The following is a 23,174-nucleotide window of genomic DNA, read 5'->3' on the forward strand; positions in this document are numbered from 1 at the left end:
CGGATACCGACCTACAGGGACAGGCCGCCGTCGACCACCAGCTCCAGGCCCGTCACGTAGCTGGATTCATCGGAGGCGAGGAACAGCGCCGCATTCGCCACGTCCCACGCCGTGCCCTGGCGGCCCATGGGGCAGCGCGCGTTGCGCATCTCGCGGCCCGCCTGCGCCTCCTTCTCGTCCTTGAAGAGGGCGGCGGCATGCGGGGTGTCGATCAGGCCCGGCACGATCACGTTGCAGCGCACCTGGTGCTGCGCGTACTGGCGGGCCACGACGCGCGTCATGTGGTTCAGCGCCGCCTTGGAGGTGCTGTACGACAGGAACTGCATCGGGCTCCACTTGCGGCTGGCGATGGAGGAGATGTTGATGATGGAGCCGCCGCCCTGGCGGATCATGTGCGGCACCACCTCGCGCGCCGTGAGCATGGGGCCCTTGAGGTTGATGGCGTGCACGCGGTCCCAGGACTCTTCCGTGACCTCGATCAACTCGCCGAACTCCTCGATGCCGACGTTGTGGTGCAGCACGTCGATGCGGCCGAAGCGCGCGATGCAGTGCGCCACCATCTGCCGGATCTGCTCGCTGCTGCGCACATCGGCCTCGAAGGCTTCGGCGATGCCGCCGATGGCCTCGATGCGGCGCACTGACGCCGCCGCCGCTTCCGGCGAACGGTCCGCGCAGACCACCGTCGCGCCGTGGCGTGCGAACGTGACGGCGCAGGCGGCGCCGTTGCTGATGTCGCCGCCGATGGAGCCGGCGCCGACCACGAGGACCACCTTGTCCTTCAGGCGCTGCGTCATGGGGCGGTTCTCGTTGTCTTGCGGGCAGTGACGGCACCGGTGGCTGCCTTGGCGACCGGGCCGCAGGATTCGCGCAGCACCATCTGCGTGGTCAGAAGAATGCGTTCCTGCTCGAGCGGTGCCGTGCTGTCCAGTCGCCGCAGCAGCAGTTCGGCCACCGCGGTGCCGACCGCTTCCAGGTCCCAGGTCAGCGAGGTGATCGCCGGACTGAAAAGCTGCGACAGGTCGGTGTCGCCGATGCTGACGACGCTGACGTCATCGGGCGCCAGGCGGCCCGAGTGGCGCAGCGCCTGCAGCACGCCCGACAGGATGCGGGTGCCCAGGCAGAGGAAGGCCGTGGGCGCCGCGGGCGAACCCAGCAGCGAGAGGGCCTCGCTGAAGGCGAAGTCCATCGCCGATTTCTCCGCGCGGATCAGCTTCGGGTCTGGCTGCAGGCCGCGCTCCGCGAAGGCGTCCCGGTAGCCCACGATGCGCTCGCGGCCCGGGCGCAGCACGCTGCCGGGCGTGAGCAGCGCGATGCGCGTGTGGCCCAGGTTCAGCAGGTAGCGCGTGGCTTGAAGGGCGCCGTGGTAATGGTCGACGTGCACGCCCGCGTTGTCCCCCTGGAAGTCGCGGTCCAGCGCGATCACCGGGCCGTCCGCCGCCAACTGGTCGAGGTACGCCGGGGCTTCCTCTTGGCAGGGGCCGAGGATGAGTCCGTCGACGCGCCGGCGCCGGAACAGGTCGACCAGCGTCTTCTCCCGCTGGCCGTCGTTGTGGGTGCTGGCCACCAGCAGTGCATAGCCGGCCGTCAGCAGCCGCGATTCGACCGCCGTGATGATCCGCGCATACAGGGGGTTGGCCAGGTCCGACACCAGCAGCCCGACCACGCCTGTGGAGCGGGTTCGCATGCTCTGCGCCACCGCGTCGGGGGTGTAGCCGAGGTCGCGTGCCGCCTTGGTGACCGCGGCGATGGCCTGTTCGCTGACACGCCCCGTGCGGTTCAGCGCGCGCGACGCGGTGCCGATGGCCACGCCGGCGGCCTTGGCCACTTCGCGGATGGTCACCTTGGCCTTCATGCCGCCACCTTCGCTTGCGCAAGCGGGGCAGAAAAGCGCTCCGCGCCTGGCTCCAGCGGCACGGCGGCGCTGTTCAGAAAAAAGGCAGCCATGTGATAGAAGCTCGACGCGAAGATGAGCTCGATCACCTGCGCCTGCGGCCAGCCCGCGCAAAGGGACTGCCAGGTCTGATCGGACACCGTGGAATGGCGGTGCAGCTCGTCCACCATCCGGACGATCAGGCGTTCCTTGTCGGTCCATCGCGTCGGCGACAGCGCGTGCCAGTCGTCGCTTTCGGTGAGCTCGCGGACCTGCACGGCATCGAGCCCGCATTTCTCTGCGTAGATGCTGACATGCATCCCCCACTCGTACTCGGACCGCGTGAGCGCGCCGGTGCGGATGATCGCGATCTCGCGGTCGCGCTCGGGCAGCGCGCACTGGAACAGCACCACATGCGCCATGGCCTGGAAAGCCGGACCGAGCTTGCTGTGATTCGCGAGCGCCAGCCGGAGGTTCAACGGCGACAGGCCTTTGAACGCGGTGCTTTGTATCGCCGCCGCGACCTCGGGTTCGTAGGGCGGTGGCCGCAACGGCAGCCGTGCGGAAGGTGCAGGAGAGAGGAATGCGGCGCCGGTCATGGCCCAAGTTTGAAGCGGGCGTGGAAACGTTTCTACAGTGATAACCCTGAAGAGTTGCGGATACAGAGCGCGCTCAGGAATCGAATCAAAAACGAAAAAGAGAAAACGGTTCCACACCGGGCGATGGGCCGATGGCGTGACATTTGGGAACGTTCTTCACCGTGGCGATGTACGCGGCGCCGTGCAGCCGGGCGTTGGTGACGCATCGGGGCTATTTCTTGCCCCCAAGGAGTTGAAATGACTTTTCCCAGAGCCGCTCTCAAGTCGGCTGCCGCAGGTCTCGTGGCTGTCGGCGCCTTGTTGACCGTTGCATCCGCCAACGCGGGCACCAGCTGGTCCATCGGCGTGAACCTGCCCGGCGTGGTCGTGGGTGAGCCCGCACCGGTCTATTACGAGCCGGCGCCTGTCTACTCGCGGCCGGCCCCGACCTACTACCAGCCCGCACAGCCGGTCTACTCCGCCCCGGCACCGGTCTACTACGAGCCCAACGCTCGTTGGGAGGAGCGCCGCGCGCAACGGTGGGAAGAGCGCCGCGCGCAACGTTGGGAAGAGCGCCGTGAATGGCGTCGCCGGCAATGGGAGCGCGAGCAGCACCGCCGTTACGACGAGGATCGCGATTGACGTTGCTGACAGCGTCGGTCCGCGCGAGTCTGCCGCGAAGCCGCTGCAGCAAGCGCGGCTCGGGCTTCAGGACGTGAGGGTTTCCTTCGCCGCGGCGCGAATCCGGTCTGCCGATTGCCGCGCGCGCCCCATGATGCCGCGCGTGTCGTAGGCGAGCAGCCGCCCGTTGCGCTTCACGATGCGGCCGTCGACCATCACGGTGTCGACGTTGGCGGCGCTGCCGCTTTGCACGATCGCCGTCTCGACGTTGCCGACCGGGCCCATGTTCAGGTCCTGCGTGCGCACCAGGATGATGTCGGCGCGCTTGCCTTCGGTGATCGAGCCGGTGACGTCGCCCAGCCCCATGGCGATGGCGCCGTTGAGGGTCGCCATCTCGATCGCCTCGGGCACGCCGACCGCCTTCGCCTGCGCGCTCGGCGTGCCGGCCCATGGCACGCCCAGGTTCCAGGTGAAGCGCATGGCCTCGAACATGTCGGGTGGCGCGATGGAGGTTGCATCGCTCGACAGCGAGATGGTCAGGCCCGCGTTGCGCATCGCGAAGAGGGCGGCACGCGCGTCGCCGGTGCTGCTGAGCCGCAGCTCGGAATGCGTGGCAAAGGACAGCGGCGTTTTCGTGCGTGCCATGGCCGCGAGGTCGGCGGTGCTGGCGGGCACGTAGTGCGCGAGCATGAAATCCGGGCCGAGGTAGCCGCGCCGTTCGTAGTCGACCGCATCGACGTTGTTCGGTGCCTCCTGCGGCGCGTGGATCGCAACGGGCAATCCGCTGGCCTTGGCGGCCTTCATCTCTTCGTGGAACACGGCGTCGGTGCTCTGCTGGGGGCCGCGCAGGTTCAGCCCCAGGTGCACCAGCCCGTCGAAAGGCGAGCGCTCGCCGAACCATTCGCGCCGCACGCGCGCCAGGTCGTCGTAGCGGTTGATCTCGTCGGCGGGCATCTTGTCGACGTGGCCGTAGGCATAGCGGGCGCGCAGCAGCGAGTGCCGGTGCGCCCGCAGTTCGGCATCGGCATGGGCCGGCGAGCGCGTGTTGTGCGACCAGTTGTGCACGGTGGTCGTGCCGCCGTTCGCCAGCTCGGCGAAGCCCAGCATCACGCTGTTGTAGAAGTCGTCGGGCGTGTACAGGGTCGAGGTCGCGTTCTTGGCGGGGTAGTACGAGAACCCGCCGTCGCGCGCGGTGAAGCTGCGGCCGATGGCGCTCCACATGTGATAGTGCGAATTGACGAAGCCCGGCATGACGATCATGTCGGTCGCATCGATGACCTCCGTGCCGGCCGGTGCACTCAGGCCCCGCCCGATCTTCTCGATCACGCCGTTGCGGACCCACACGTCGGCACGCGGCAGCACACCCTTGGCGCGGTCGACCGTGATGACCGCGCCGTTGCGGATCAGGTAATTGCCGCGTCGAAGGCCGGGCGATGCGGGCGCGCGCGCCGTGCGGGCCGACACCGACGCCGAGCCGACGAGCGCCGGCGCACCGGTGGCGGCGACCATCAGCGCCCCTGCAAAACGGGTGAAGTCTCTTTTGGTTGTTTGCATGTCCAGACCCAGTGGTTGCCAGTGATTGAAGTGATGGAAAGAAGAGGAAGCGAAAGCCCGCTCAATACGCCTTGAGAAGAAACGCCGCGGTCATCGCCAGCCCCGTCAACACGACGAAGCCGCGCACCACCTCGGGCTTCAGTCGCCGTGCGAGCATGCCGCCGGCATAGCCACCCACCGTGGCGCCAAGGGCCATCCACAGCGCGTAGGTCCAGACGATCGCGCCGCTGGCCGCGTAGATCGCGACGGCGATCAGCGTCAGGATCGCGGAGACGAAGTTCTTGATGCCGTTCATGCGCCCCATGTCGGTGTGCCCCAGCGCGCCGAGCACGGCGAGCAGCAGAATGCCGAGGCCACCGTTGAAGTAGCCGCCATAGACCGCGACCGCGACGATGCCCAGGTCGGCGATCCAATGGCCTCGTGGCTTGTGGTTGTTGTCGGCGGTAGCGAGCCTGCGGCGCACCAGACCGGGTCCGATCGCGAAGAGCAGCGTCGCGGCCAGCAGCAGCCACGGCACGATGCGGGCAAAGGCATGGTTCGAGGTCGACAGCAGCAGCGCCGCACCGGCCGCGCCGCCGAGCACCGACAGCACGCCCAGCCGCAGGAGCGAAGGCGACATCGGGCCCGACAGTTCCTTGCGCAATGCCCAGGCACCGGCCAGGTAGCCCGGCAGCAGCGCGGCGGTTCCGGTGGCGTTGGCCGACACCAGCGGCACGCCGACCATCGCCAGTGCCGGCAGCGTCAGGAAGCTGCCGCCGCCCGCCACGGCATTGAGCGCACCGGCCAGGGCCGCGGCGCCGCCGAGCAGCGCCCCGTCGAGCAGCATCACGGCTTGCGCGCCGGCAGCGACATGCGGTCGGTGTGCAGCAGCAGCGTGAGCCCCACACCGACGGCAGCCAGCAGCGTGATCTGCACCAGCCCGGCCGTGCTCCAGCCAAAGCGCGAAGCGATGCCGCCGATGACGAAGCCCGCGACCGCACCCGCGCCGTACAGCGTGGTGACGAACACGCCCGTGGCGCGGCTCGTGAGCGAGGCATGCACCGCCTTGATGTGATACCCCGCCAGGTTCACGTACAGCACGCCGCTCACCACGAAGCCCCACGCGAAGGACAGCGCCGACTGCACCACCATGTCGGTCGGTCCCGAGAACATCAGGAAGCCCAGCAGGCCGGTGCCCACGAAGCTTGCCGAGAGCACGAGCTTGGGATGGAAGCGGTCGCCGAGCCAGCCGCCGAAGATCGATGCGAACACACCGAAACCGAAGGTGCTCATCACGCGGCCGGTGTCCGCCGGCGTGTAGTGCAGGTGCTCGCGCAGGAAGGTCGGGTACATGCCGAGGTAGCCGTAGATGCAGAGCCCGCCGATGACGCTCATGCCGGTCAGCAGGGCCGTGTTGCGGTTCCACAGCGTGGTGGCACCGCGCTGGTCGGTGCGCCCGCCGGTGGCCGCCACGTTCTCGGTCATGCGCTTGCTCACGGTGAGCGCGATGATCGCCATGGCCGCGAAGCCCGCCACGCCGAACACGATGAGCGGCAGGCGCCAGTCGCGCTCGACGCCGATCAGATGGCCGCCGAGCAGCGGTCCCAGGATCGCGCCAATGCCGAAAGAGAAGTTGATGGCGCCCACAGCGGTGGCCCGGTAGCGCGCGAAGTAGCTCGCCGCGATGGCGATCACCACCGTCAGTTGCATCGCCTCGCCAATGCCGGTGACGGCCCGGTAGACGATCATGTCGGCGAAGCCGTGCGAGTAAGCGGCCAGCAGCGTGCCCAGCGAGAAGATCGCAATGCCGATCTGCAATACCGTCTTGCGCGACAGCCGCGCCAGCAGGTAGCCCGTGGGAACGCCGGCCACGGCCATGCCCAGCGTGAAGATGGTCGACAGCAGGCCGGTGTCTGCCAGGCTGAAGCCGAACTCCTTGCGCACGTCGGCGGCGATGAGCGGAAAGATCTGCCGGTCCATCGCGTTGAGCGCGTACGAGGCGAGCAGCACCAGGAACATGCCGATCTCCAGCGCAGTGATGGGCGCCTCGCGGCGCGCGCCACCGGCGGCCGGGGAAATGACGGAGGTTGAGGAATGCACGTGTCGTCTCCTTCTCGTCGAGCGAGAAATCTGTTTGTTGTTCGTTCGTTGCACGGGGTCGCCGGCGCTGTGCCGGCGAAGGGTCACGCCGCGGTGCCTGCGGGGCTTGCGGCGCCGTACCAGTCGAGGATCTGCTCGCCGGTCATGAAGGCCACGTCGTCGTGTTGCTGGATGTGTGCCAGCGCCTCGCGGAAGTAGCGCAGGCGGTGCGGCGCGCCCATGATGTACGGATGCACCACCAGCGCCATGACGCGGGCCGAATCTTTCGCGTCTGCGTAGAGCTGTTCGAACTGGTCGATGGCGCGGTCGCGGTACTCGCTGGCCTTGTGGTGCTGGATGAGCATCATCGCCACGTCGTTGCATTCCTGCGTGTAGGGCACGTTCACGATCGAGCCGCCGTCGCGCGTCTTCAGCCGCACGGGTTGGTCGTCGAGCACCCAGTCGCACACGTACTCGTAGCCCTGCTCGGCCAGGATGTCCGGTGTGTGCCAGGTCTCGGTGAGCCCCGGGCCGAGCCAGCCGCGCGGGCGCTTGCCGGTGTAGGCGCGGATGGCTTCGGTGGTCTTGGCGATGTCCTCGACCTCGTCGGGCACCTTCTGCATGTTGCGCTGCCCGAAGCCGTGGCCGATGAACTCCCACTGGCGCTCTTTTGCCGCCTTGGCGATGGGCTCGTAGGCGCCGATGGCCGACCCGTTGATGGCGAGCGTGGCGTTGATGCCGAGCGCGTCGATCACTTCGAGCATGCGCCAGAAGCCGACGCGGTTGCCGTACTCGTGCCAGGCCCAGTTCGGAATGTCGGGCATCGGCGAGCCGCCCGCCGGTGGCGTCAGCACCGTGCGGGGCATGGTCTCGTCGATGTTCCATTCCTCGACGTTGACGATCACCCAGACGGCCAGCCGCTTGCCGCCGGGCAGCTTCAGTGCGGGGCGGTCCGCGATGGACGAGTACGAGATGCGTTCGAGTGGTTTCATGGGGTCTCCGTGTGCTGCTGTTGCGGGCTCAGACGATCTCGACCTGCAGGGGCGCGAGCCCGTCGATGCGGCCGGTGAGCTTGTCGCCGCGTTGCACCGGTCCGACCCCTTCGGGCGTGCCGGTGAAGATCAGGTCGCCGGGCAGCAGGCGGTATTGCTTCGAGAGCTCGCTGACGATTTCATGGACGTTCCAGATCATCTTTTCGAGCACCGAGTCTTGCCGCACCGCGCCGTTCACCGAGAGGTTGAGCGTTCCCGATCGGATGTGCCCGACCTTCGCCACCGGATGGATCGGGCCGCAGGGCGCCGAGTGGTCGAACGACTTGCCCTGTTCCCACGGCAGGCCGCGCTTGTTGCATTCGCGCTGGCGGTCACGCCGGGTCATGTCCAGGCCTGCGGCGTAGCCAAAGACGTGGTCCAGCGCGTCTTCGGGCGACACGTTCGATGCATCGCTGCCGATGGCCACGACGAGTTCGAACTCGAACTGGAAGTCGTCCGTCAGCGTGGGGTAGGGCACGCGCCCGTCGGTCACCACCGAGTCGGACGGCTTCTGGAAGAAGAACGGCGGATCGCGCTCGTCGCCTTCCTTCATCTCCCGGATGTGGGCCAGGTAGTTGCGGCCCACGCAGTAGACGCGGCGCACCGGAAAGCGCTGGTCGCTGCCCACGATGTCGATGGAGACGGGCTGGACTTGAAGGGCGTCGCTACGGGTATCGGTCGCGCGTTCGGCCGTCGGATGGAGGGGCATGGGTTTGTCTCTCTGGAAGGTTGGGTAAGGAGTGGCTAGAGTCTAGGAACGAGGCCTTCTCACCTCAACGCGCAGGCTTGCGCAAAGATATGCAATCCTTGCGATCCTGAGATCGACGCTTCATGCCACCCACGCCTTCCTCCGACGAATTCGTGCCGCCGCCCCGCGCCGGTGCCGCGCGTGCCGCCATCAGCAACTACACGATGGCGGCGCGGGCACAGCGCGCCTATTTCGGCATTCATGACCAGAGCAACTGCCTGCCGAATCCGGTGCCGCACCGGCACGAGTACTTCCAGATCTACGTCAACACGCGGGGCGAAACCACGCACTACATCGGCGGCAACCAGCGCGCCATCGGCGCGGGCACGGTGAGCTTCGTGCTGCCCTTCCTGGTGCACTACATCCCGAACGCGGCCGATGGCGTGTTCCACGTGATCAACATCAGCAAGGACTACCTGCTGCCGGCACTGGACCTCGATGTGTTCGAGCTGTCGGAGGTGCCGCTGTCCCGCGCGCCCGAGCTCGCGCCGTTCCGCTTCCAGCATTGCCTGGACTTTCGTTTCGACGAGAGCGAGACCCAGCAACTCCAGGACCTGTGCGAACGCATGGCGCAGGAGGCACAACGCGCACCGGGCGAAGACACCGCCAGCCACCTGCTGATTCGCAGCCATCTGCTGCACCTGATCGGCATGGTGTGGCGGCGCTACGGCGAGGCGTTTCGCAACTGCGAGGCGCAGGGGCTGGCCCTGCAGTCGTACCGGCCGGCGGTGCTGCGCTGCATCCGTTACATCAGCCGCAACCTCGCGCAGGAGCTGAACCTGGCGGATGCGGCGCATGCGAGCCATGTGTCGCCCACGCACCTGGCCCACCTGCTGAAGAGCGAAACGGGCAAGACCTTCCTGGAGCTGGTGACCGAACGCCGGATCGAGCGCGCCAAGACGCTGCTGGTGTTCACCGGCGCCTCCGCGGCGGAGATCGGCGAGAGCACCGGCTTCGGCGAGCCCACGCAGTTCGCGCGCCGTTTCGGACAGATCGTGGGGGCGACGCCTTCCGCGTACCGGCGGCAATTTCAGCGGGGCGGGAATCGGACGTGGGACTGACGGGCGTGGTGCTTTGGGGCATGCCCGATGACAGGCGGCCGCATCGCATCTCCGTTCGACAAGTCGACTTCGACGCATGAAATTCCTGCCGCATAGGACTTTGGTCCCATGCGCGCGGCAAGCAGCCCTTCTAGAGTCGCGCGGCCGATCCGGCTTCAAGGCGCTCTATGTCCACTGCTTTCATGCGAACGAAATTCCTGCCCGGCCTGCTGGCCGCATGTCTCCTGAGCGCCTGCGGCGGCTCCGACGGTGTCGGTGCGGCCGCACCGCTGTTTGTTTCGCCGGCCCCGAGCGATCCGGTCGTGCCTGTTGCGCCGCCCGTTGCGCCGCCCGTTGCACCGCCTGTGAAGCCCACCTTCGGCGCGCAGGTCTCGTTCGGCGACAGCCTGTCCGACGTCGGCACTTACGCGGTCGGCGCGGTCAAGACGCTGGGCGGCGGGACCTTCACCGTCAACGGCGACCACACCGCGATCGATGCGTCGCTGACCGGCAAGACCTGGACCGCGGTGCTGGCCGCGCGCCTGGGCCTGGCGGTGCCCTGTGCGGCGCAGACCGGACTGGACGGCGACGCCGCCTCAGGCTTTGCGGTGCCGGTGGAAAACCACGCGGGTTGCCTGGGGTACGCCCAGGGCGGTGCGCGCGTCACCCATCCAGTGGGGCCGGGCAACAAGCTCACCGGCAGCGCGCTGGGCGCGTTGACCGTGCCGGTCGTCACGCAGATCGCCAACCACCTGGCCCTCTCCGGCGGCCGATTCAAGGCAGACGACATGGTGCTGGTGATGGCGGGCGGCAACGACGTGCTGCTCGAACTGGCCGCGTTGAATGCTGCCGTTCAGGGCGCGGGAACGAGCGTTGGCAGCACGGTGTATGTCAGCACGCTGGTGGAGTTGTTGGCGGCCGGTGCCACCCATCCGACGGCGGCTGCGCAGGCGATCAGCGCGGCCGTCGCCACCGCGCAAGCCACGCCGGGCAGCACTGCCGCCAGCGTGCTCCAGGCCGCCGTTGGCGCGGCTGTCGTGCAACCTGGCAATTCGGCCGTGAGCGCGCCTGCCGTGTATGGGCCGATGGTGGAGAAGGCGCAGGACGATGCCGCGATTGCAGGCGTTGCCGCGGGCAACGCCTACTTCAATGCCCACGCGCCGGACCTCGTGGACCGCATGACCACGGCCGGCGCCGAACTGGCTGCGCTGGTAAAAGACCAGATCCTCGGAAAGGGCGCGCAGTTCGTCGTCGTCAACAACCTGCCGGATGTCGCCGGGACACCGGCCGGCCGCGAAGAATCGGCCGGAGGCCAGCGCTTGATCGCGGCGATGGTCCAGGCTTTCAATGCGCAGCTGGACACCGCCTTGTCGGGCGACGCCCGCGTGCTGCTCGTGGACGCCCATGCGCTGAGCCGGGAAACTGCTGCCAACCCGGCCGGCTACGGGCTCACCAACGTCACCGACACCGCCTGCGACCTGAACGCCGCGAGGAATCCGCTGCAGAGTTCGCTGGCCTGCAACGGATCCAACCTGAAGCCCGGCGACGTGAGCCACTACGCCTATGCCGACGAGATCCACCCGACGCCGTACTACCACGCGCTGCTGGCTGGGTACGTGGCGCAGAAGATGGCGCAGCGCGGGTGGTTGTAGTAAGACAGAGGGCCGGCGCCAGGAGGCCGGCTCGCGGCGGTGGACCGCCGCAGCGGGATCAGGGCGTGCCAGTCCTTGCGCGTGTCATGTGCGCCAGGGTCGCACTGGTCAGGGCTCTCACCCCGATGCGCATCGCGGATTCATCGATGGTGAACAACGGCGAATGATTGGTCGGGCCCGCCCGATCGGGGTATGGCGAGGCGTTCAGGATCCAGAACACCACCGGCACGCCCGTGCCGCCGAAGGCGCCAAAGTCTTCCGATCCCATCGACGGCAAGATCTCCGCGACCTTGTCTTTTCCTGCTGCAGCCTTCAATGCATCGACGAGCGCCATCGTGCTGGGCGCATCGTTGACAAGCACGCCGTAGCCCCCGCCGGTGTCGATGCGCACGTTGGCCTTGACGCCGTAGCTGGCCGCGATGTGCTCGGCCTTCATGCGAATCTGCTCGTGGGCGACCTTCTGGTTCTGCGTCGACAGCGCGCGTACCGTGCCCGAGAGTTCAGCGGTCTCGGGCAGGATGTTGAAACGGTTGCCGCTTTGCAGCATGCCCACCGTCACCACGGTGGCGCCGCCATCGATCGTCGGGTTGGTGCGGTGGCTGACGATGTTCTGCAAGCCCAGGGCAATTTCCGCCGCCGCCAACATGGGAGAGTTGGCCGCCCATGGCGCGGCGCCATGCCCGCCAGCGCCGTTGAGCTTGATGTTGAACACGTCGATGCTGGCCAGCATGGCGCCCGGTCGATACGAGATGGAGCCCTTGGGCGCCTGTGCGCCGATGTGCTGGCCCAAGACGACATCGACCTTCGGATTGTCCAGAACGCCCGCCTTGACCATCGCCAGCGCACCGCTGGGGTCTTCGGCGCCAGGGCCGATCTCTTCGGCCGGCTGGAACAGGAAGACCACCGTGCCGGGCAGATCCTCTCGCAGGGCCGACAGGGCTTGGGCCGCGCCCAGCAACATGGCCACATGGGTGTCGTGGCCGCAGGCATGCGACACCGGAACTTCCTGGCCGCGCCAGAGGGCCTTGGCCGTCGAACGGAACGGCAGGTTGTTGCGCTCCTCGACAGGCAGGGCGTCCATGTCGGCGCGCAACGCAACCACCGGGCCGGGCTTGCCGCCCCGCAAGACGGCCTTGATGCCGGTCCTGGCGATGCCGGTCTGGACTTCGATGCCTGGGATCTTGCCCAATGCGGCCGCAATGTACTTGGCCGTTTCGACTTCTGCATACGCAAGTTCGGGATGCTGATGGAGATGGCGACGCCACGCGATGACGTCGGACTCGGCCGCATCGGACAAGGCGAGCGCGCGCTCGAGCAAGGGCTGCGGTGTCGCCGCGGAAGCGGTGGCCATTTGCATGGCGATGGCCGCTGCACACAGGAGTGGTTTCAGGACGTTCACGGTGTCGCTTTTCCTTCTGATGGATGTGAGGGTGTGAAATCTTGCGAAGATGAAGCTGCGTTGCGTCCCCGTGCAGCGCCGGTGGCCAGCTGACATCCAGCTTCCGAGGGCGGTTCACTGTAGGTGGACACCTCCCGGACGTTCCTCCCGAAACTACAAAGCACCTTTTCATCCCTTGATGCATGCCGCCGAGCCCGCGCTCCTAAACTGGGGAAAGCCATCTCGGCACCCCATTCAGGAGACATCGCCATGCAATCCCGGAAGCGCCTCGGCGGCTTTCTGCTCGGCCTCGTCCTCGCCGTCGGCACGGCGCAGGCCCAGCAACCCCTTCGCATCGTCGTGCCCTTTGCGGCCGGCGGCGGCACCGACCAGTACGCGCGCCTCCTGGCCGCGGAGCTGACCAAGCGCGGTACCCAGACCATCGTCGACAACAAGCCCGGCGCCAGCGGCATCCTGGCCGCCGACAACGTCGCGCGTTCCAAGCCGGACGGCACCACGGTGCTCATGAGTTCGCTGAGCATCCTGGCCAGCAACACCGTGATGTATGACAAGCTGCCCTACGACCCGGTGAAGAGCTTCGCGCCGGTCACGCAGATCGCCTACCAGCCGACCATCGTCGTGGGGCGCTCGGACCTGCCCTACAAGAACATCAAGGAGATGGTGGCCTACGCCAAGGCCCATCCGGACAAGATCAACCGCGGCTCGCCGGGCGCCTCCATCCTGACCAACCTGGCGCCGCTGGCCTTCGAGGGCATGGCCGGCATCCGCACGACGCACATTCCGTTCAATGGCGATTCGCCCGGCCTGCAGGCGATGCTGGGCAGCCAGATCGACATCCAGGGGACCTCCATCACCGGCCCGCTGCAGCACGTCAAGGCGGGCAAGATGCGCGTGCTGGGCGTCATGGACACCAAGCGCCTGCCCCAGGTGCCCGATGCACCCACGTTCAAGGAGCAGGGCTACGACATCGAGGCGCTGCTGTGGTACGCGCTGTCCGCGCCGGCCGCCACGCCCAAGGACACCATCGACAAGCTCAATCGCGCGGTCAACCAGGTGCTGGTCGATCCCGACTTCATTGCACGTTCGCAGGCGATCGGCATGGAGCCGCGCGGCGGCACGCCGCAGGCGCTGGCGGCCTATGTGAAGGCCGAGACCGAGCGCTGGGTGCCGTTGCTCCAGCGCCTGGACCTGCCCAAGCAGGGGCATTGAATGCATCGGTTGTTCCATGACACGGTGGCTCTGGTCAGCGGGGCGAGCCAGGGCATCGGCTTCGCCATTGCGATCCGCCTGCTGGAGGCCGGCTGTCGCGTGGCATTGACGGACGTTGATGCCGACAAAACGCGCGAGGCCGCCGCGCGCACGGGCCATGCCGCCGACCGCGTGCGCCCGTACGCGCTGGACGTGCGCGACGCCGCGCAATGCGAGGCCGTGGTGGCCGACCTGCAGCAAGCCTGGGGCCCCGTGGGCGTGCTCGTGAACAACGCGGGCGTCGGTGGCCGCAGCGCGGCGTTCGAGGCGCAGTCGCTCTCGGATGACATCGACCACGTGATGGCGGTGAACGTCAAGGGCGTGCTCAACCTGACGGTGGCATGCACCGAAGGCCTGCGCAAGACGCGGGGTGCCATCGTCAATGTGGCGTCCATCACGTCGCTTGTCGCGACCTCGGCCCACATGGCCTATGGCGCGTCGAAGGGGGCGGTCGGCCAGCTCACGAAATTCCTGGCGCGTGACTTCGGACCGCATGGCGTGCGCGTCAATGCTGTTGCGCCGGGCCTGGTCATGACACCGATGACCGCCCACATCGCCGATGACGCCGAGCGTCACGAGCGGATGGTGCGCCGCACATTCCTGCGCCGCGTGGGCGATCCGCAGGACATCGCGGGCCCCGTGGTGTTCCTGGCGTCGGAGCATGCGCGCTACGTCACCGGAACCATCCTGCCGGTCGACGGCGGCTACACCGCCAACTGACGGATGTCGCGCGGCTGCGCCGTGCGCGATCGTCCGGCGATCGCCTGGGCAAATGGCGAACCGCATCGAAGACAAGACCCGAGAACCCAAATGAACCCAACTTTCATGCAACCCCTTGCCGGCGTGCGCGTGCTGGACCTGTCCCGCGTCATGGCCGGCCCTCTGTGTGGCATGGCGCTGGCCGACCTGGGCGCCGACGTGATCAAGGTCGAGCACCCCGAGCGCGGCGACGACACGCGCGACTGGGGCGTGCGCATCGGCAGCCACAACACGTCCTACTTCAACAGCTGCAACCGCAACAAGCGCTCCATCTGCGTGGACCTGCAGGACAAGGAGGGCCAGGACATCGTGCGCAAGCTCGCGGCGCAGTGCGACGTGGTCATCCAGAACTTCAAGTACGGCGGCGCGCAGAAGATGGGCCTGGGCTACGACGACCTGCGCAAGCTCAACCCGAAGCTCATCTACTGCTCGATCTCGGGCTACTCGGTGCTCAGCGAGGAAAAAGCGCGGCCAGGCTACGACCTCGTGATCCAGGGCGAAACCGGCTTGATGGCCATGAACGGCGAAGAAGGCCAGGGCCCGCTGAAGTTCGGCATTGCCGCGGTCGACATGTTCACCGGCATGTATTCGGCGCAGGCCATCCTGGCCGTGCTCTATGAGCGCACGCGCACCGGCGAGGGCCGCCACATCCAGATGTCGCTGTACGACAGCGGGATGATGATCACCTCGTACTACGGGCTCACGGCCTGGCTCAACAAAGGCGACCCCGCCAAGTTCGGCAACTCGCATCCGTCGATCGTGCCGTACGGCGTGTTCGAGGCCGCGGACGGCCCGGTGGTGATCGCGGTCGGCAACAACGGCCAGTTCAGGAAGTTCTGCGACGAAGTGATTTTTTGCCCCGAGCTGCCGGTCGATCCGAAGTTCGCCACCAACACCGAACGCTCGAAGCACCGGCACGAGTTGCTGCCGCTGCTGCTCGCGAAGATCGGGCAGTTCTCGCGCGCCGATCTCATCGCGCGCATGAACTCGGCGGGCATTCCCTGCGGCGAGGTGCTTGGCCTGTACGACGCGCTGCAGTCCGACCGCACGGCGCAGACGCAGGTCTGGCACCGCTTCGAAGACACGCAGGCGGGGCCGCAGGCCGTCCACGCGCCGCCCTACATCATCGACGGCGCACGCGCGGGCGTGCGCCACCATCCGCCGCACCTGGGGGAGCACACGGCCGAAGTGCTGCGTGAGCTGCTCGACATGGGCGACGGCCAACTTGATTCCCTGAGCCAAAGAAGCGTCATCAAATGAAATTGCATCGCATGCGCGAAACCGAACCCGCCGCCCCGCGCCGGCTCCTGCTGAAGTCGTGCCTCGCGGCCGGCGCGGCGCCCTGGTTGGCGTCGCTGTCCGGTGGCGCCAACGCGGCGAGCCGCTGGCCCGAGAAAACCGTTCGCATGGTCGTGGCCTTTCCGGCCGGCGGCCCGACCGATGCGACCGCGCGCCTGGTCGCGCAGAAGCTGACCGGCGCGCTCGGCCAGTCCGTCATCGTGGACAACCGCCCCGGCGCCTCGGGGTCCATCGGCACCGCGTCGCTGATCAAGTCGGCGCCCGACGGCTACACGGTGTCGATGTTCGGCATGCCCGCGTTGGTCGCACCGATCGTCTACAGGAACAACCAGTACGACGTGCGCAAGGACTTCACCTGCGTGGCGTCGGTCTACGACCTGCCGCTGGTCTTGATGATCAACCCGCTGGTGCTGCCGGGCGTGAACGATCTCAAGGGCTTCATTGCGGCCGCCAAGGCGCAGCCGGTCAACTACTCCACCGCGGGGTCGGGCAGCATCGGCCATCTGGCGATGGAGCAACTCAAGGACATGGGCGGCTTTCCGATGCAGCACGTGGGCTACAAGGGCAGCGCGCCGGCCATCACCGACCTGCTGGGCGGGCAGATCGGCGCCATGTTCGTCGACCTGGTCGCGGCCATGCCGCACATCCGCAGCGGTCGGCTCAAGGCACTGGCGCTCGGCTCTGCCGATGCACGGGCCTTCCTGCCCGAGGTGCCGTCCGTCGCGCAGCAAGGCTTCGCCGGTTTCAACGTGAGCAGCTGGAGCGGCCTGATCGTGCCCAACGGCACGCCGGCCGCCGTGGTGACCCGGCTCGATTCGGAACTGCGCCGCATCCTGGCCGAAGCGGACACGAAGCGCGGGCTCGAAAACATCGGCGCGCTCAGCGCCTACCAGCCGCCCGAAGTCATGAAGCGCCGGATGGCCAGCGAGTTCGAGCGCTGGAACAAGGTGGCGTCGGAGAAGGACATCTCGATCTGATTGGGGGTTGGCGCCCTCGGGTGCCGGCGCCATCGCAGTAACGCCCCGGAACCCGAAGCCCTTGGAGGCTCGGGTTGCGGGGCGTTGTGCATCGGGACCCGAGGATCAGTGCGATTGCTTGGGCAGGTTCAGGCTGCGCAGGATCGGCAGCCAGCGGTCCGCCTCGACCTTGATGAACCGGGCCAGTTCTTCGGGCGTGCCGCCGCGCGGCTCCATGCCGATGGCGCGGGCACGGGCGATGAACTCGGGGTCGGCGATCACCTGGTTCACGGCCTTGTTCAGCCGATCGATCACCGGCTTGGGCGTGCCGGTGGGAACCGAAAGCGAGTACCACAGCGTGGCTTCCATGTCGAAGCCCTGTTCCTTGAACGTGGGAGCGTCGGGCACCTGCGGCAGGCGTTGTGCGTCCATCACGCCGAGCACGCGCAACTTGCCCGACTTCACGTAGGGCAGCGACCCCGTGATCGACGTGCCGTGGATGTCGATCTGGTTGCCCAGCAGGGCCTGCAACGCGGGGGCGTCGCCGTTGAAAGGAATGTGCAAGGTGCTGATGCCTTGTTCCTTTTCGAAAGCGATGGGTGCCAGGTTGGTCAGGATGGCCGCGCCGGGCGAACCGCGGTTGATCTTGCCGGGGTGCTGCCTGGCGTAGGCCACCATTTCCTTGATGTTCTTGTAGGGCAGGTCGGTGCGACCCACGACGATGGCGGGCTGGTAGGCGATCTGCGTGACGGGCGCGAAGTCCTTCACCGGGTCGTACGGCAGCTTCTCGTAGAGCACGCTGTTGTTCGCGAGCGTGCCCAGCGACGACACGAGCACGGTTTGCCCGTCCGGCTTGGCGCGCGCCACGTAGTCGGCCGCCAGGATGCCGCTGGCGCCGGGCTTGTTCTCGATGATGACGTTCAGGCCCTGCTTGTTGAGCTCCTGGGCCAGGATGCGGCAGTACTGGTCGGTGCCGCCACCGGCCGCAAAGGGCACGACGAGACGGGTCACCTGCTGGGCAAGGGCGAGGGCCGGGGCGAGTGCGCAGGCCCCCAGCGCCAACCCCATGGCGAGTTTGCGATAGCTCATTCTTGTCTCCTGTTCTGGTTCGAATCGAACGCTGGATTCAGTCTAGAGCGCAGCCCCCGGTGGTGGTCTGCAAGGAATGAAAAGCAGCTTTGCGGGATGCGCCGGCAGGGGCGCCAGTGCGCCCGCACACTTGCCCGATGACCGTGAAGATCACCCGGGTCGGGACGACCCAAGACCAATTGGGCGAGAGCCCCTGCTGGGATGCCGATGCGCAGGCGCTGAACTGGATCGACGCGCTGGCCGGCACGCTGTGGCGGCTGAAGCCCGGGGCAGGGCTGCCCGAGCAGCACCCCTTGCCCGCGCCCGTGGGGTCGATCGCGCCGTGCCGCAGCGAGGCCGTCGTGGTGGCGCTGCGCCACAGCTTTGCGCGCTATGACTTCGCCACGCGCACGCTGGCGCACCTGGCCCGCATTCCCGTGGACCATCCGAACGTCCGCTTCAACGATGGAAAGTGCGATCCGGCGGGCAACTTCCTGGCGGGCACCATGCACGTCGATCGGCAGGCCGGCGAGGCGGTGAAGGGCGGGCTCTACAGGTTGCGCCCCGACCTGCGCGTGGAGCACCTGGCCGACGACATCGGCTTTGCCAACGGGCCTTGTTTCAGCCCCGACGGCCGCGTGCTGTACCTGGCCGACAGCCTGGAGCGAACCCTCTGGGCCTATGACTACGACCCGGACGGCCCCTTGCGCAACAAGCGCCTGTTCGCGAAGACGCACGCGTTCGACTCCGGGCCCGACGGGGCGACGGTCGATGCGCAAGGGTTCCTCTGGACGGTGCTGACGCGTGCCGCCAAGCTGGCGCGCTATGCGCCGGACGGCACGCTGGAGCGCCTCGTCGAGCTGCCGGTGAGCTACCCGACGAGCATCTGCTTCGGTGGGGCCCGCCTGGAGCACATGTACCTGACCAGCATTTCACGCAGCGCGCGGCTGGAGGGCAACCAGGCGCAGGATGGCGGGCTGTTCGTGATCACGGGCCTGCCCGCCACGGGGCGGCTGCCCGATCGCTTCGCAGACGTCTAGCGCGCTTCGCTTCTGAGTGCGTCCGCCACGTAGTCCACGAAGGCGCGCACCTTCAGCGGCAGCACGCGGCTCTGCCGGAAGACGGCGAAGACGCCGTTGGAAAACGCCCGCACGGCAAAGCGGTAGTCGGGCAGCAGCCGCACCAGCGTGCCGTCGCGCAGGTCGTCGCGCACGGTGGCCTCGGAGAGCAGCGCCACGCCCATGCCGCCGATGGCGGCCAGCCGCAGCAGCTCGCCGTTGTTGGCACTCAGCACGCCCTGGATGGCCAGTTCCTGCTGCTCACCCGCCGGGTCGATGTACTTCCAGGTGATGACCTCGCGCTCGCGCCGGTAGGTGAGGCAGCGCACCTGCGGCAGGTCGCTGGGGTGGCGGATGCGCGAGTAGGTCTTCACGAAGGCCGGGCTGGCGACCAGCACCTCGTCGCTGGACTGCAGCCGCTTGATGACGAAGCCCGAATCGTTGGACTCGCCCGTGCGGATGTCGACGTCGAAGTCGTGCTCCACCAGGTTGATCGGATGCTCGGAGAGCTCGAGCTCGACGCGGATGTCCGGATAGAGCTCCGCGAAGCGCGGCAGCAGCGGTGCGAGCACGCGCAGGCCGATGTGCGTTCGCGAATGCACGCGCAGCCGGCCTTCGGGCCGCTGGCGTGCGTTGTGCACCGCCTGCTCGGCCTCGCTCATGAGTTCCAGCATGGCCTCGGCCCGCTCCAGGAAGGCCTGGCCGGCTTCGGTCACCTTGAGGTTGCGGCTGGTGCGGTCCACCAGTTGCACGCCCAGTTCTTCTTCCAATGCGCTGATGCGCCGCGAGATGGTGGCGGGCGACAGGCTGAGGCTGCGGGCCGCGGCCGAGAGGCTGCCTTTGCGCTGGGTGGCCACAAAGATGCGCAGCGAGTCGAGGGCCTTCATTTCGAAAGACGCAAAGAAGCTGTGCGTTCGCTGGTGATCCACGCAGGCGTTGAGTTCCTACGATGGACCTCGATCAATACCAGCCAACCAGGAGCAACAGCGATGGATTTCGGAATCTTCATTTTGATGCAGCAGCGGAACAAGCATAAGACCTCCCACCAGATCCTGCGCGACGCCATCGAGCAGACGCGCCTGGCGGACGAACTGGGTTTCGGTGCCGCGTGGTACGCCGAGCACCACTTCAGCAACTACGGCATGTGCTCGTCGCCCCTGACCATGATCGCGCACTGCGCCGCGGTCACCCGCAACATCCGGCTGGGAACCGGCATTGTCGTCGCTCCGCTGTACACGCCGGCCCGCCTGATCGCGGACGTGGCGATGGTCGACCAGCTGTCGAACGGCCGCCTGAACCTGGGCATCGGCTCGGGCTACCAGCAGTTCGAGTTCGAGCGCTTCGGCGTGTCGCTCGAATCCGCCAAGGGCCGCACCTTCGAGATGCTCGACATGCTCGAGGCGGGCCTGCGGGAGCCCAAGTTCAGCTACGACGGCGCGTACTACCAGCAGCCGATGAGCGCCATCAGCCAGCGCGCGGTGCAGCGCCCCATGCCGCCGATGTGGATCACCAGCGTCGATCCGGCCTTCCTGTCGCGCGCCGTGAAGTCCGACCACCATGTGTTCGTCTCCGGCGGCGACGGCGGCCTGGAGAAGCTGGCGGGCACCCGCGCGCTCATCGACAAGGTGGCCAAGGCGGAGGGCAAGGACCCGGCCGGCGTGCAGGTCGGCCTGCTGCGCGCGGCCTATGCCAGCAACAACAAGGACGAGGTGGAGAGCTACCTCGAATGCGCCCGCTACCAGCGCCGCATCGCCGTGAGCCTGAAGCGCCGCACCGCGCAGATCGCCGACGACTACCAGGTCGAAGAGGGCATCGTCGAGGGCGAGCCCACGCTGGACGAGATGCGCGCGCTGCTGCCCGTGGGCGACATCGACACCGTGATCGAGCGCGTGGTCAACGAGATCCGCACGCTCAAGCCGGTGCACTACTGCTTCCAGACGCAGATGGGCGACTTCGACCACGCCACGATGCTGCGCCAGCTCGAGGTCTGGGGCAAGGTCATCATTCCGACGGTGCAGCAGGAGATCGCCAACGATCCGCCGCACCGGCCCGTGGCCCAGAGCGAACTCGCTGCGGCCTGAAGCCGAGCGCCAGGAGACGCCATGTCCGAAGTCGCTGAAGAAGAAAGCACCCGCGGCGCCATCGAGCCTGCCCAGTTCCGTCAGTTGCTCGGTTGCTTTCCGACCGGCGTGGCGGTCATCACCACTCGCACGCCGGACGGCCAGCCGGCCGGCCTGACCTGCAACTCCTTCAGTTCGGTCTCGCTGGACCCGCCGCTGGTGCTGTTCAGCCTGCGCAATGCGAGCCGATTGCTGGGCACGTTCCAGGCGGCGGACGGCTTCGTCATCAACATCCTCTCGGAGCAGCAGGATGCGCTGTCGGGCCGGTTCGCATCGAGCAAGATCGAAGACAAGTTCGAGAGCGTGCCGTGGCGCGCCGGCGCGCTGGGCATGCCGCTCATCGACGATTGCCTGGCGAGCTTCGAATGCCGTGTGCATGCGGCCCACGAAGCCGGCGACCACACCATCTTCATCGGCGAGGTCCGGCACCTGAGCGCCGGCGCCACCGACCAGGCGCTGGTGTTCTACAAGGGCGCCTACATGAAGCTGGCCGAGTCGCTGCGCAAGCTCGTCGTGGAAGGGCGGCTGGGCGACGCCGACATCGACGAGGCCTATCGCACGCTCTACGGCACCTTGCTGCGCCTGGCCAGCGAACGCGCCACCGAGGCCGAGCTGGACGCCGTGCACGAAGCCGCCGGTGCCATCGAGGCGCACCCCGACGACGCACCGCTCAAAGAGCGCATCGCCTCCGCCAGCGCGTTCTTCGCCTCGATTGCCGCGGCGGGCCACAACGAAGCGCTGACGCTGATGGCGCAGACCATGACCAGCGTGCTGCGCGAGCGCATGACGCATGTGCTGTCGGTGCGCCCGCGGCCCGACCTCTATCCGCTGCGCCGAAAGGTGGCGCACACCCTGCGCCGGCGCGACGCCGCCGGTGCCACCGCCGCCCTGGACGAGCTGATCGCACAGCTGCGCAAGGGTTGAGCCTTTCCGATATTCCACAGGAGACAAGATGTCCATCGACTACGCCGGCTTCCGGCGCGAACTCGAATCGTTCGTGCGCGGCGCCTGCCCGCCAGAGATCCGCGCCGTCGTCGCGGCCGGCCAGAAGATCACCAAGCGCGAGTACCAGGCCTGGCAGCAGATCCTCAACGCCCAGGGCTGGGGCGCGCCGAGCTGGCCGCGCGAAGCGGGCGGCACGGGCTGGGACATCCGCCAGCGCCTCATCTTCGAAGAGGTGATGGCCGAGAACGACTGCCCGCCCCTGTACCACCACGGGCTGGGCCACATCGGCCCGGTGATCATCCGTTTCGGCACGCCCGAGCAGAAGGCGCGTTTCCTGCCGCGCATCCTCGACGGCTCGGACTGGTGGTGCCAGGGCTATTCGGAACCCGGCTCGGGTTCCGACCTGGCCTCGCTGTCCACCAGCGCGCGCCTGGACGGCGACGCGTGGGTCGTCAACGGCCAGAAGATCTGGACTTCGCATGCCCACGAGGCCAGCATGATCTACATGCTGGTGCGCACGTCGAAGGAAGCGAAGAAGCAGGAGGGCATCTCGCTGCTGCTGGTGCCCATGGACACCCCGGGCATCACCGTGCGCCCTATCCAGACCATCGACGGCTGGCATCACCTGAACGAGGTGTTCTTCGACGAGGTGCGCGTGCGCGCCGACAACCTCGTCGGCGAGGTCGGCAAGGGCTGGACCTGCGCGAAGTTCCTGCTCGAGCGTGAACGCCTTCCGCCGGCCAACGTGGCGCGGCTGGAACTCATGCGCCGCCAGGTCACGCAATTGGTGGAAGAGGCGAGCCGTGCCGCCGCCGGGCTGCGCGACTTCAGCGGCTTGCACCACAAGCTGCTGCTGTGTGAGGCCGACGTGAAGGGTGCGCGCGTGATGATGGCGCAGGCCACCGACGACCTGATCCACCAGCGCCCGCTGGGCGTGCAGCCCTCGGTCATCAAGATGACCTGCGCCGACGTCGCGCAGCGCCTGACGACCATCGCGCTCGATGCGGTCGGTCCCGATGCCGCGCATCGTTTTCTTGCCGAGGCCGGGGACGACGTGCCCGATGCCACCTGGATCCAGAACTACATGTTCACGCGCGCCCGCACCATCGCCGGCGGCACCTCCGAGGTGCAGCGCAACGTGGTCGCCAACGAACTCCTGGGAGCCTGAGC

22 protein-coding genes are annotated in these 23,174 nt (G+C 67.6%); 11 read left to right on the forward strand and 11 right to left on the reverse strand.

Translation table 11 applies throughout. From position 1 onward, the window contains the following. Nucleotides 1–11: 11 nt before the first annotated feature. Genes GFK26_RS19505 through GFK26_RS19515 form a run of 3 tightly spaced genes read right to left on the reverse strand, consistent with a single transcriptional unit; the run spans nt 12 to nt 2,469 of the window. Nucleotides 12–794 (reverse strand): SDR family NAD(P)-dependent oxidoreductase, encoded by a 783-nt coding sequence (locus tag GFK26_RS19505; RefSeq protein WP_153283424.1) that lies wholly within the window; start codon nt 792–794, stop codon nt 12–14. Continuing rightward, a complete protein-coding gene (locus tag GFK26_RS19510) occupies nt 791–1,852 on the reverse strand; it encodes a substrate-binding domain-containing protein (RefSeq protein WP_153283425.1) in 1,062 nt (353 codons plus the stop codon). The genes GFK26_RS19505 and GFK26_RS19510 overlap by 4 nt, the downstream gene beginning before the upstream one ends. Then, a complete protein-coding gene (locus GFK26_RS19515; protein ID WP_153283426.1) occupies nt 1,849–2,469 on the reverse strand; it encodes a carboxymuconolactone decarboxylase family protein in 621 nt (206 codons plus the stop codon). Before GFK26_RS19515 ends, GFK26_RS19510 begins: the two co-directional genes overlap by 4 nt. A gap of 237 nt (nt 2,470–2,706) precedes the next feature. Here GFK26_RS19515 and GFK26_RS19520 point away from each other — a divergent pair, with 237 nt between their 5' ends. Beyond that, on the forward strand, nt 2,707–3,090 hold the full coding sequence (locus tag GFK26_RS19520) for a hypothetical protein (protein ID WP_153283427.1): 384 nt from the start codon (nt 2,707–2,709) through the stop codon (nt 3,088–3,090). 66 nt (nt 3,091–3,156) lie between these two features. Here GFK26_RS19520 and GFK26_RS19525 read toward each other — a convergent pair whose 3' ends face one another. From GFK26_RS19525 to GFK26_RS19545, 5 genes are all read right to left on the reverse strand, one after another. Then, complete coding sequence (locus tag GFK26_RS19525) at nt 3,157–4,623, reverse strand: amidohydrolase family protein (RefSeq protein ID WP_228121702.1); 1,467 nt, start codon at nt 4,621–4,623, stop codon at nt 3,157–3,159. Nucleotides 4,624–4,684: 61 nt separating this feature from the next. Continuing rightward, nucleotides 4,685–5,446, reverse strand: coding sequence for a sulfite exporter TauE/SafE family protein (locus tag GFK26_RS19530; RefSeq protein ID WP_194274130.1), 762 nt, complete (start codon nt 5,444–5,446; stop codon nt 4,685–4,687). A 2-nt stretch (nt 5,447–5,448) separates the two neighbouring features. Continuing rightward, on the reverse strand, nt 5,449–6,702 hold the full coding sequence (locus tag GFK26_RS19535; RefSeq protein ID WP_153283428.1) for an MFS transporter: 1,254 nt from the start codon (nt 6,700–6,702) through the stop codon (nt 5,449–5,451). An 83-nt stretch (nt 6,703–6,785) separates the two neighbouring features. Further along, entirely contained in the window at nt 6,786–7,673 is an 888-nt protein-coding gene (locus GFK26_RS19540; protein ID WP_153283429.1) for a polysaccharide deacetylase family protein, read from the reverse strand. 28 nt (nt 7,674–7,701) lie between these two features. Next, a complete protein-coding gene (locus GFK26_RS19545) occupies nt 7,702–8,421 on the reverse strand; it encodes a fumarylacetoacetate hydrolase family protein (protein WP_153283430.1) in 720 nt (239 codons plus the stop codon). A 122-nt stretch (nt 8,422–8,543) separates the two neighbouring features. Between GFK26_RS19545 and GFK26_RS19550 the strand changes: the two genes are divergently transcribed. Then, entirely contained in the window at nt 8,544–9,521 is a 978-nt protein-coding gene (locus tag GFK26_RS19550) for an AraC family transcriptional regulator (RefSeq protein ID WP_228121703.1), read from the forward strand. A gap of 182 nt (nt 9,522–9,703) precedes the next feature. Further along, entirely contained in the window at nt 9,704–11,152 is a 1,449-nt protein-coding gene (locus GFK26_RS19555; protein ID WP_228121704.1) for an SGNH/GDSL hydrolase family protein, read from the forward strand. Nucleotides 11,153–11,210: 58 nt separating this feature from the next. Here the strand turns inward: GFK26_RS19555 and GFK26_RS19560 are convergent, their stop codons facing one another. Further along, on the reverse strand, nt 11,211–12,551 hold the full coding sequence (locus tag GFK26_RS19560) for an amidohydrolase (protein WP_322745810.1): 1,341 nt from the start codon (nt 12,549–12,551) through the stop codon (nt 11,211–11,213). Between the two features lie 249 nt (nt 12,552–12,800). Between GFK26_RS19560 and GFK26_RS19565 the strand changes: the two genes are divergently transcribed. From GFK26_RS19565 to GFK26_RS19580, 4 genes are all read left to right on the forward strand, one after another. Continuing rightward, nucleotides 12,801–13,760, forward strand: a complete 960-nt coding sequence (locus GFK26_RS19565) for a Bug family tripartite tricarboxylate transporter substrate binding protein (RefSeq protein ID WP_153283431.1) — start codon at nt 12,801–12,803, stop codon at nt 13,758–13,760. Beyond that, nucleotides 13,761–14,519: an SDR family NAD(P)-dependent oxidoreductase gene (locus GFK26_RS19570; RefSeq protein ID WP_153283432.1), complete on the forward strand. Its 759-nt coding sequence runs from the start codon at nt 13,761–13,763 to the stop codon at nt 14,517–14,519. A gap of 105 nt (nt 14,520–14,624) precedes the next feature. Next, nucleotides 14,625–15,818 carry a CaiB/BaiF CoA transferase family protein gene (locus GFK26_RS19575; protein ID WP_228121705.1) on the forward strand — a complete coding sequence of 398 codons (1,194 nt, stop codon included), beginning with the start codon at nt 14,625–14,627 and terminating at the stop codon, nt 15,816–15,818. Continuing rightward, a complete protein-coding gene (locus tag GFK26_RS19580; RefSeq protein ID WP_228121706.1) occupies nt 15,815–16,834 on the forward strand; it encodes a Bug family tripartite tricarboxylate transporter substrate binding protein in 1,020 nt (339 codons plus the stop codon). Before GFK26_RS19575 ends, GFK26_RS19580 begins: the two co-directional genes overlap by 4 nt. A gap of 105 nt (nt 16,835–16,939) precedes the next feature. Here GFK26_RS19580 and GFK26_RS19585 read toward each other — a convergent pair whose 3' ends face one another. After that, nucleotides 16,940–17,902 carry a Bug family tripartite tricarboxylate transporter substrate binding protein gene (locus GFK26_RS19585; protein WP_153283434.1) on the reverse strand — a complete coding sequence of 321 codons (963 nt, stop codon included), beginning with the start codon at nt 17,900–17,902 and terminating at the stop codon, nt 16,940–16,942. Between the two features lie 137 nt (nt 17,903–18,039). Here GFK26_RS19585 and GFK26_RS19590 point away from each other — a divergent pair, with 137 nt between their 5' ends. Further along, the gene (locus tag GFK26_RS19590) at nt 18,040–18,921 is read left to right on the forward strand and encodes an SMP-30/gluconolactonase/LRE family protein (protein ID WP_153283435.1); all 882 of its coding nucleotides are present in this window, start codon (nt 18,040–18,042) and stop codon (nt 18,919–18,921) included. On the opposite strand, the gene GFK26_RS19595 is transcribed toward GFK26_RS19590, so the two are convergent. After that, complete coding sequence (locus GFK26_RS19595; protein WP_153283436.1) at nt 18,918–19,826, reverse strand: LysR family transcriptional regulator; 909 nt, start codon at nt 19,824–19,826, stop codon at nt 18,918–18,920. The genes GFK26_RS19590 and GFK26_RS19595 overlap by 4 nt on opposite strands. Nucleotides 19,827–19,928: 102 nt before the next feature. Here GFK26_RS19595 and GFK26_RS19600 point away from each other — a divergent pair, with 102 nt between their 5' ends. Genes GFK26_RS19600 through GFK26_RS19610 form a run of 3 tightly spaced genes read left to right on the forward strand, consistent with a single transcriptional unit; the run spans nt 19,929 to nt 23,172 of the window. Continuing rightward, on the forward strand, nt 19,929–21,020 hold the full coding sequence (locus tag GFK26_RS19600; RefSeq protein WP_153283437.1) for an LLM class flavin-dependent oxidoreductase: 1,092 nt from the start codon (nt 19,929–19,931) through the stop codon (nt 21,018–21,020). Between the two features lie 21 nt (nt 21,021–21,041). Continuing rightward, nucleotides 21,042–21,983, forward strand: coding sequence for a flavin reductase (locus GFK26_RS19605; protein ID WP_153283438.1), 942 nt, complete (start codon nt 21,042–21,044; stop codon nt 21,981–21,983). A gap of 28 nt (nt 21,984–22,011) precedes the next feature. Further along, a complete protein-coding gene (locus GFK26_RS19610) occupies nt 22,012–23,172 on the forward strand; it encodes an acyl-CoA dehydrogenase family protein (protein ID WP_153283439.1) in 1,161 nt (386 codons plus the stop codon). Nucleotides 23,173–23,174: the final 2 nt, after the last annotated feature.

Source organism: Variovorax paradoxus, from assembly GCF_009498455.1.
Classification (GTDB): Bacteria; Pseudomonadota; Gammaproteobacteria; order Burkholderiales; family Burkholderiaceae_C; genus Variovorax; species Variovorax paradoxus_H.

Coding starts and splice junctions, on each gene's coding strand:
- GFK26_RS19505 (WP_153283424.1), bottom strand. CDS start 794: ATGACGCAGCGCCTGAAGGACAAGGTGGTCCTCGTGGTCGGCGCCGGC.
- GFK26_RS19510 (WP_153283425.1), bottom strand. CDS start 1,852: ATGAAGGCCAAGGTGACCATCCGCGAAGTGGCCAAGGCCGCCGGCGTG.
- GFK26_RS19515 (WP_153283426.1), bottom strand. CDS start 2,469: ATGACCGGCGCCGCATTCCTCTCTCCTGCACCTTCCGCACGGCTGCCG.
- GFK26_RS19520 (WP_153283427.1), top strand. CDS start 2,707: ATGACTTTTCCCAGAGCCGCTCTCAAGTCGGCTGCCGCAGGTCTCGTG.
- GFK26_RS19525 (WP_228121702.1), bottom strand. CDS start 4,623: ATGCAAACAACCAAAAGAGACTTCACCCGTTTTGCAGGGGCGCTGATG.
- GFK26_RS19540 (WP_153283429.1), bottom strand. CDS start 7,673: ATGAAACCACTCGAACGCATCTCGTACTCGTCCATCGCGGACCGCCCC.
- GFK26_RS19545 (WP_153283430.1), bottom strand. CDS start 8,421: ATGCCCCTCCATCCGACGGCCGAACGCGCGACCGATACCCGTAGCGAC.
- GFK26_RS19550 (WP_228121703.1), top strand. CDS start 8,544: ATGCCACCCACGCCTTCCTCCGACGAATTCGTGCCGCCGCCCCGCGCC.
- GFK26_RS19555 (WP_228121704.1), top strand. CDS start 9,704: ATGCGAACGAAATTCCTGCCCGGCCTGCTGGCCGCATGTCTCCTGAGC.
- GFK26_RS19565 (WP_153283431.1), top strand. CDS start 12,801: ATGCAATCCCGGAAGCGCCTCGGCGGCTTTCTGCTCGGCCTCGTCCTC.
- GFK26_RS19570 (WP_153283432.1), top strand. CDS start 13,761: ATGCATCGGTTGTTCCATGACACGGTGGCTCTGGTCAGCGGGGCGAGC.
- GFK26_RS19575 (WP_228121705.1), top strand. CDS start 14,625: ATGCAACCCCTTGCCGGCGTGCGCGTGCTGGACCTGTCCCGCGTCATG.
- GFK26_RS19580 (WP_228121706.1), top strand. CDS start 15,815: ATGAAATTGCATCGCATGCGCGAAACCGAACCCGCCGCCCCGCGCCGG.
- GFK26_RS19585 (WP_153283434.1), bottom strand. CDS start 17,902: ATGAGCTATCGCAAACTCGCCATGGGGTTGGCGCTGGGGGCCTGCGCA.
- GFK26_RS19590 (WP_153283435.1), top strand. CDS start 18,040: ATGACCGTGAAGATCACCCGGGTCGGGACGACCCAAGACCAATTGGGC.
- GFK26_RS19595 (WP_153283436.1), bottom strand. CDS start 19,826: ATGAAGGCCCTCGACTCGCTGCGCATCTTTGTGGCCACCCAGCGCAAA.
- GFK26_RS19600 (WP_153283437.1), top strand. CDS start 19,929: ATGGATTTCGGAATCTTCATTTTGATGCAGCAGCGGAACAAGCATAAG.
- GFK26_RS19605 (WP_153283438.1), top strand. CDS start 21,042: ATGTCCGAAGTCGCTGAAGAAGAAAGCACCCGCGGCGCCATCGAGCCT.
- GFK26_RS19610 (WP_153283439.1), top strand. CDS start 22,012: ATGTCCATCGACTACGCCGGCTTCCGGCGCGAACTCGAATCGTTCGTG.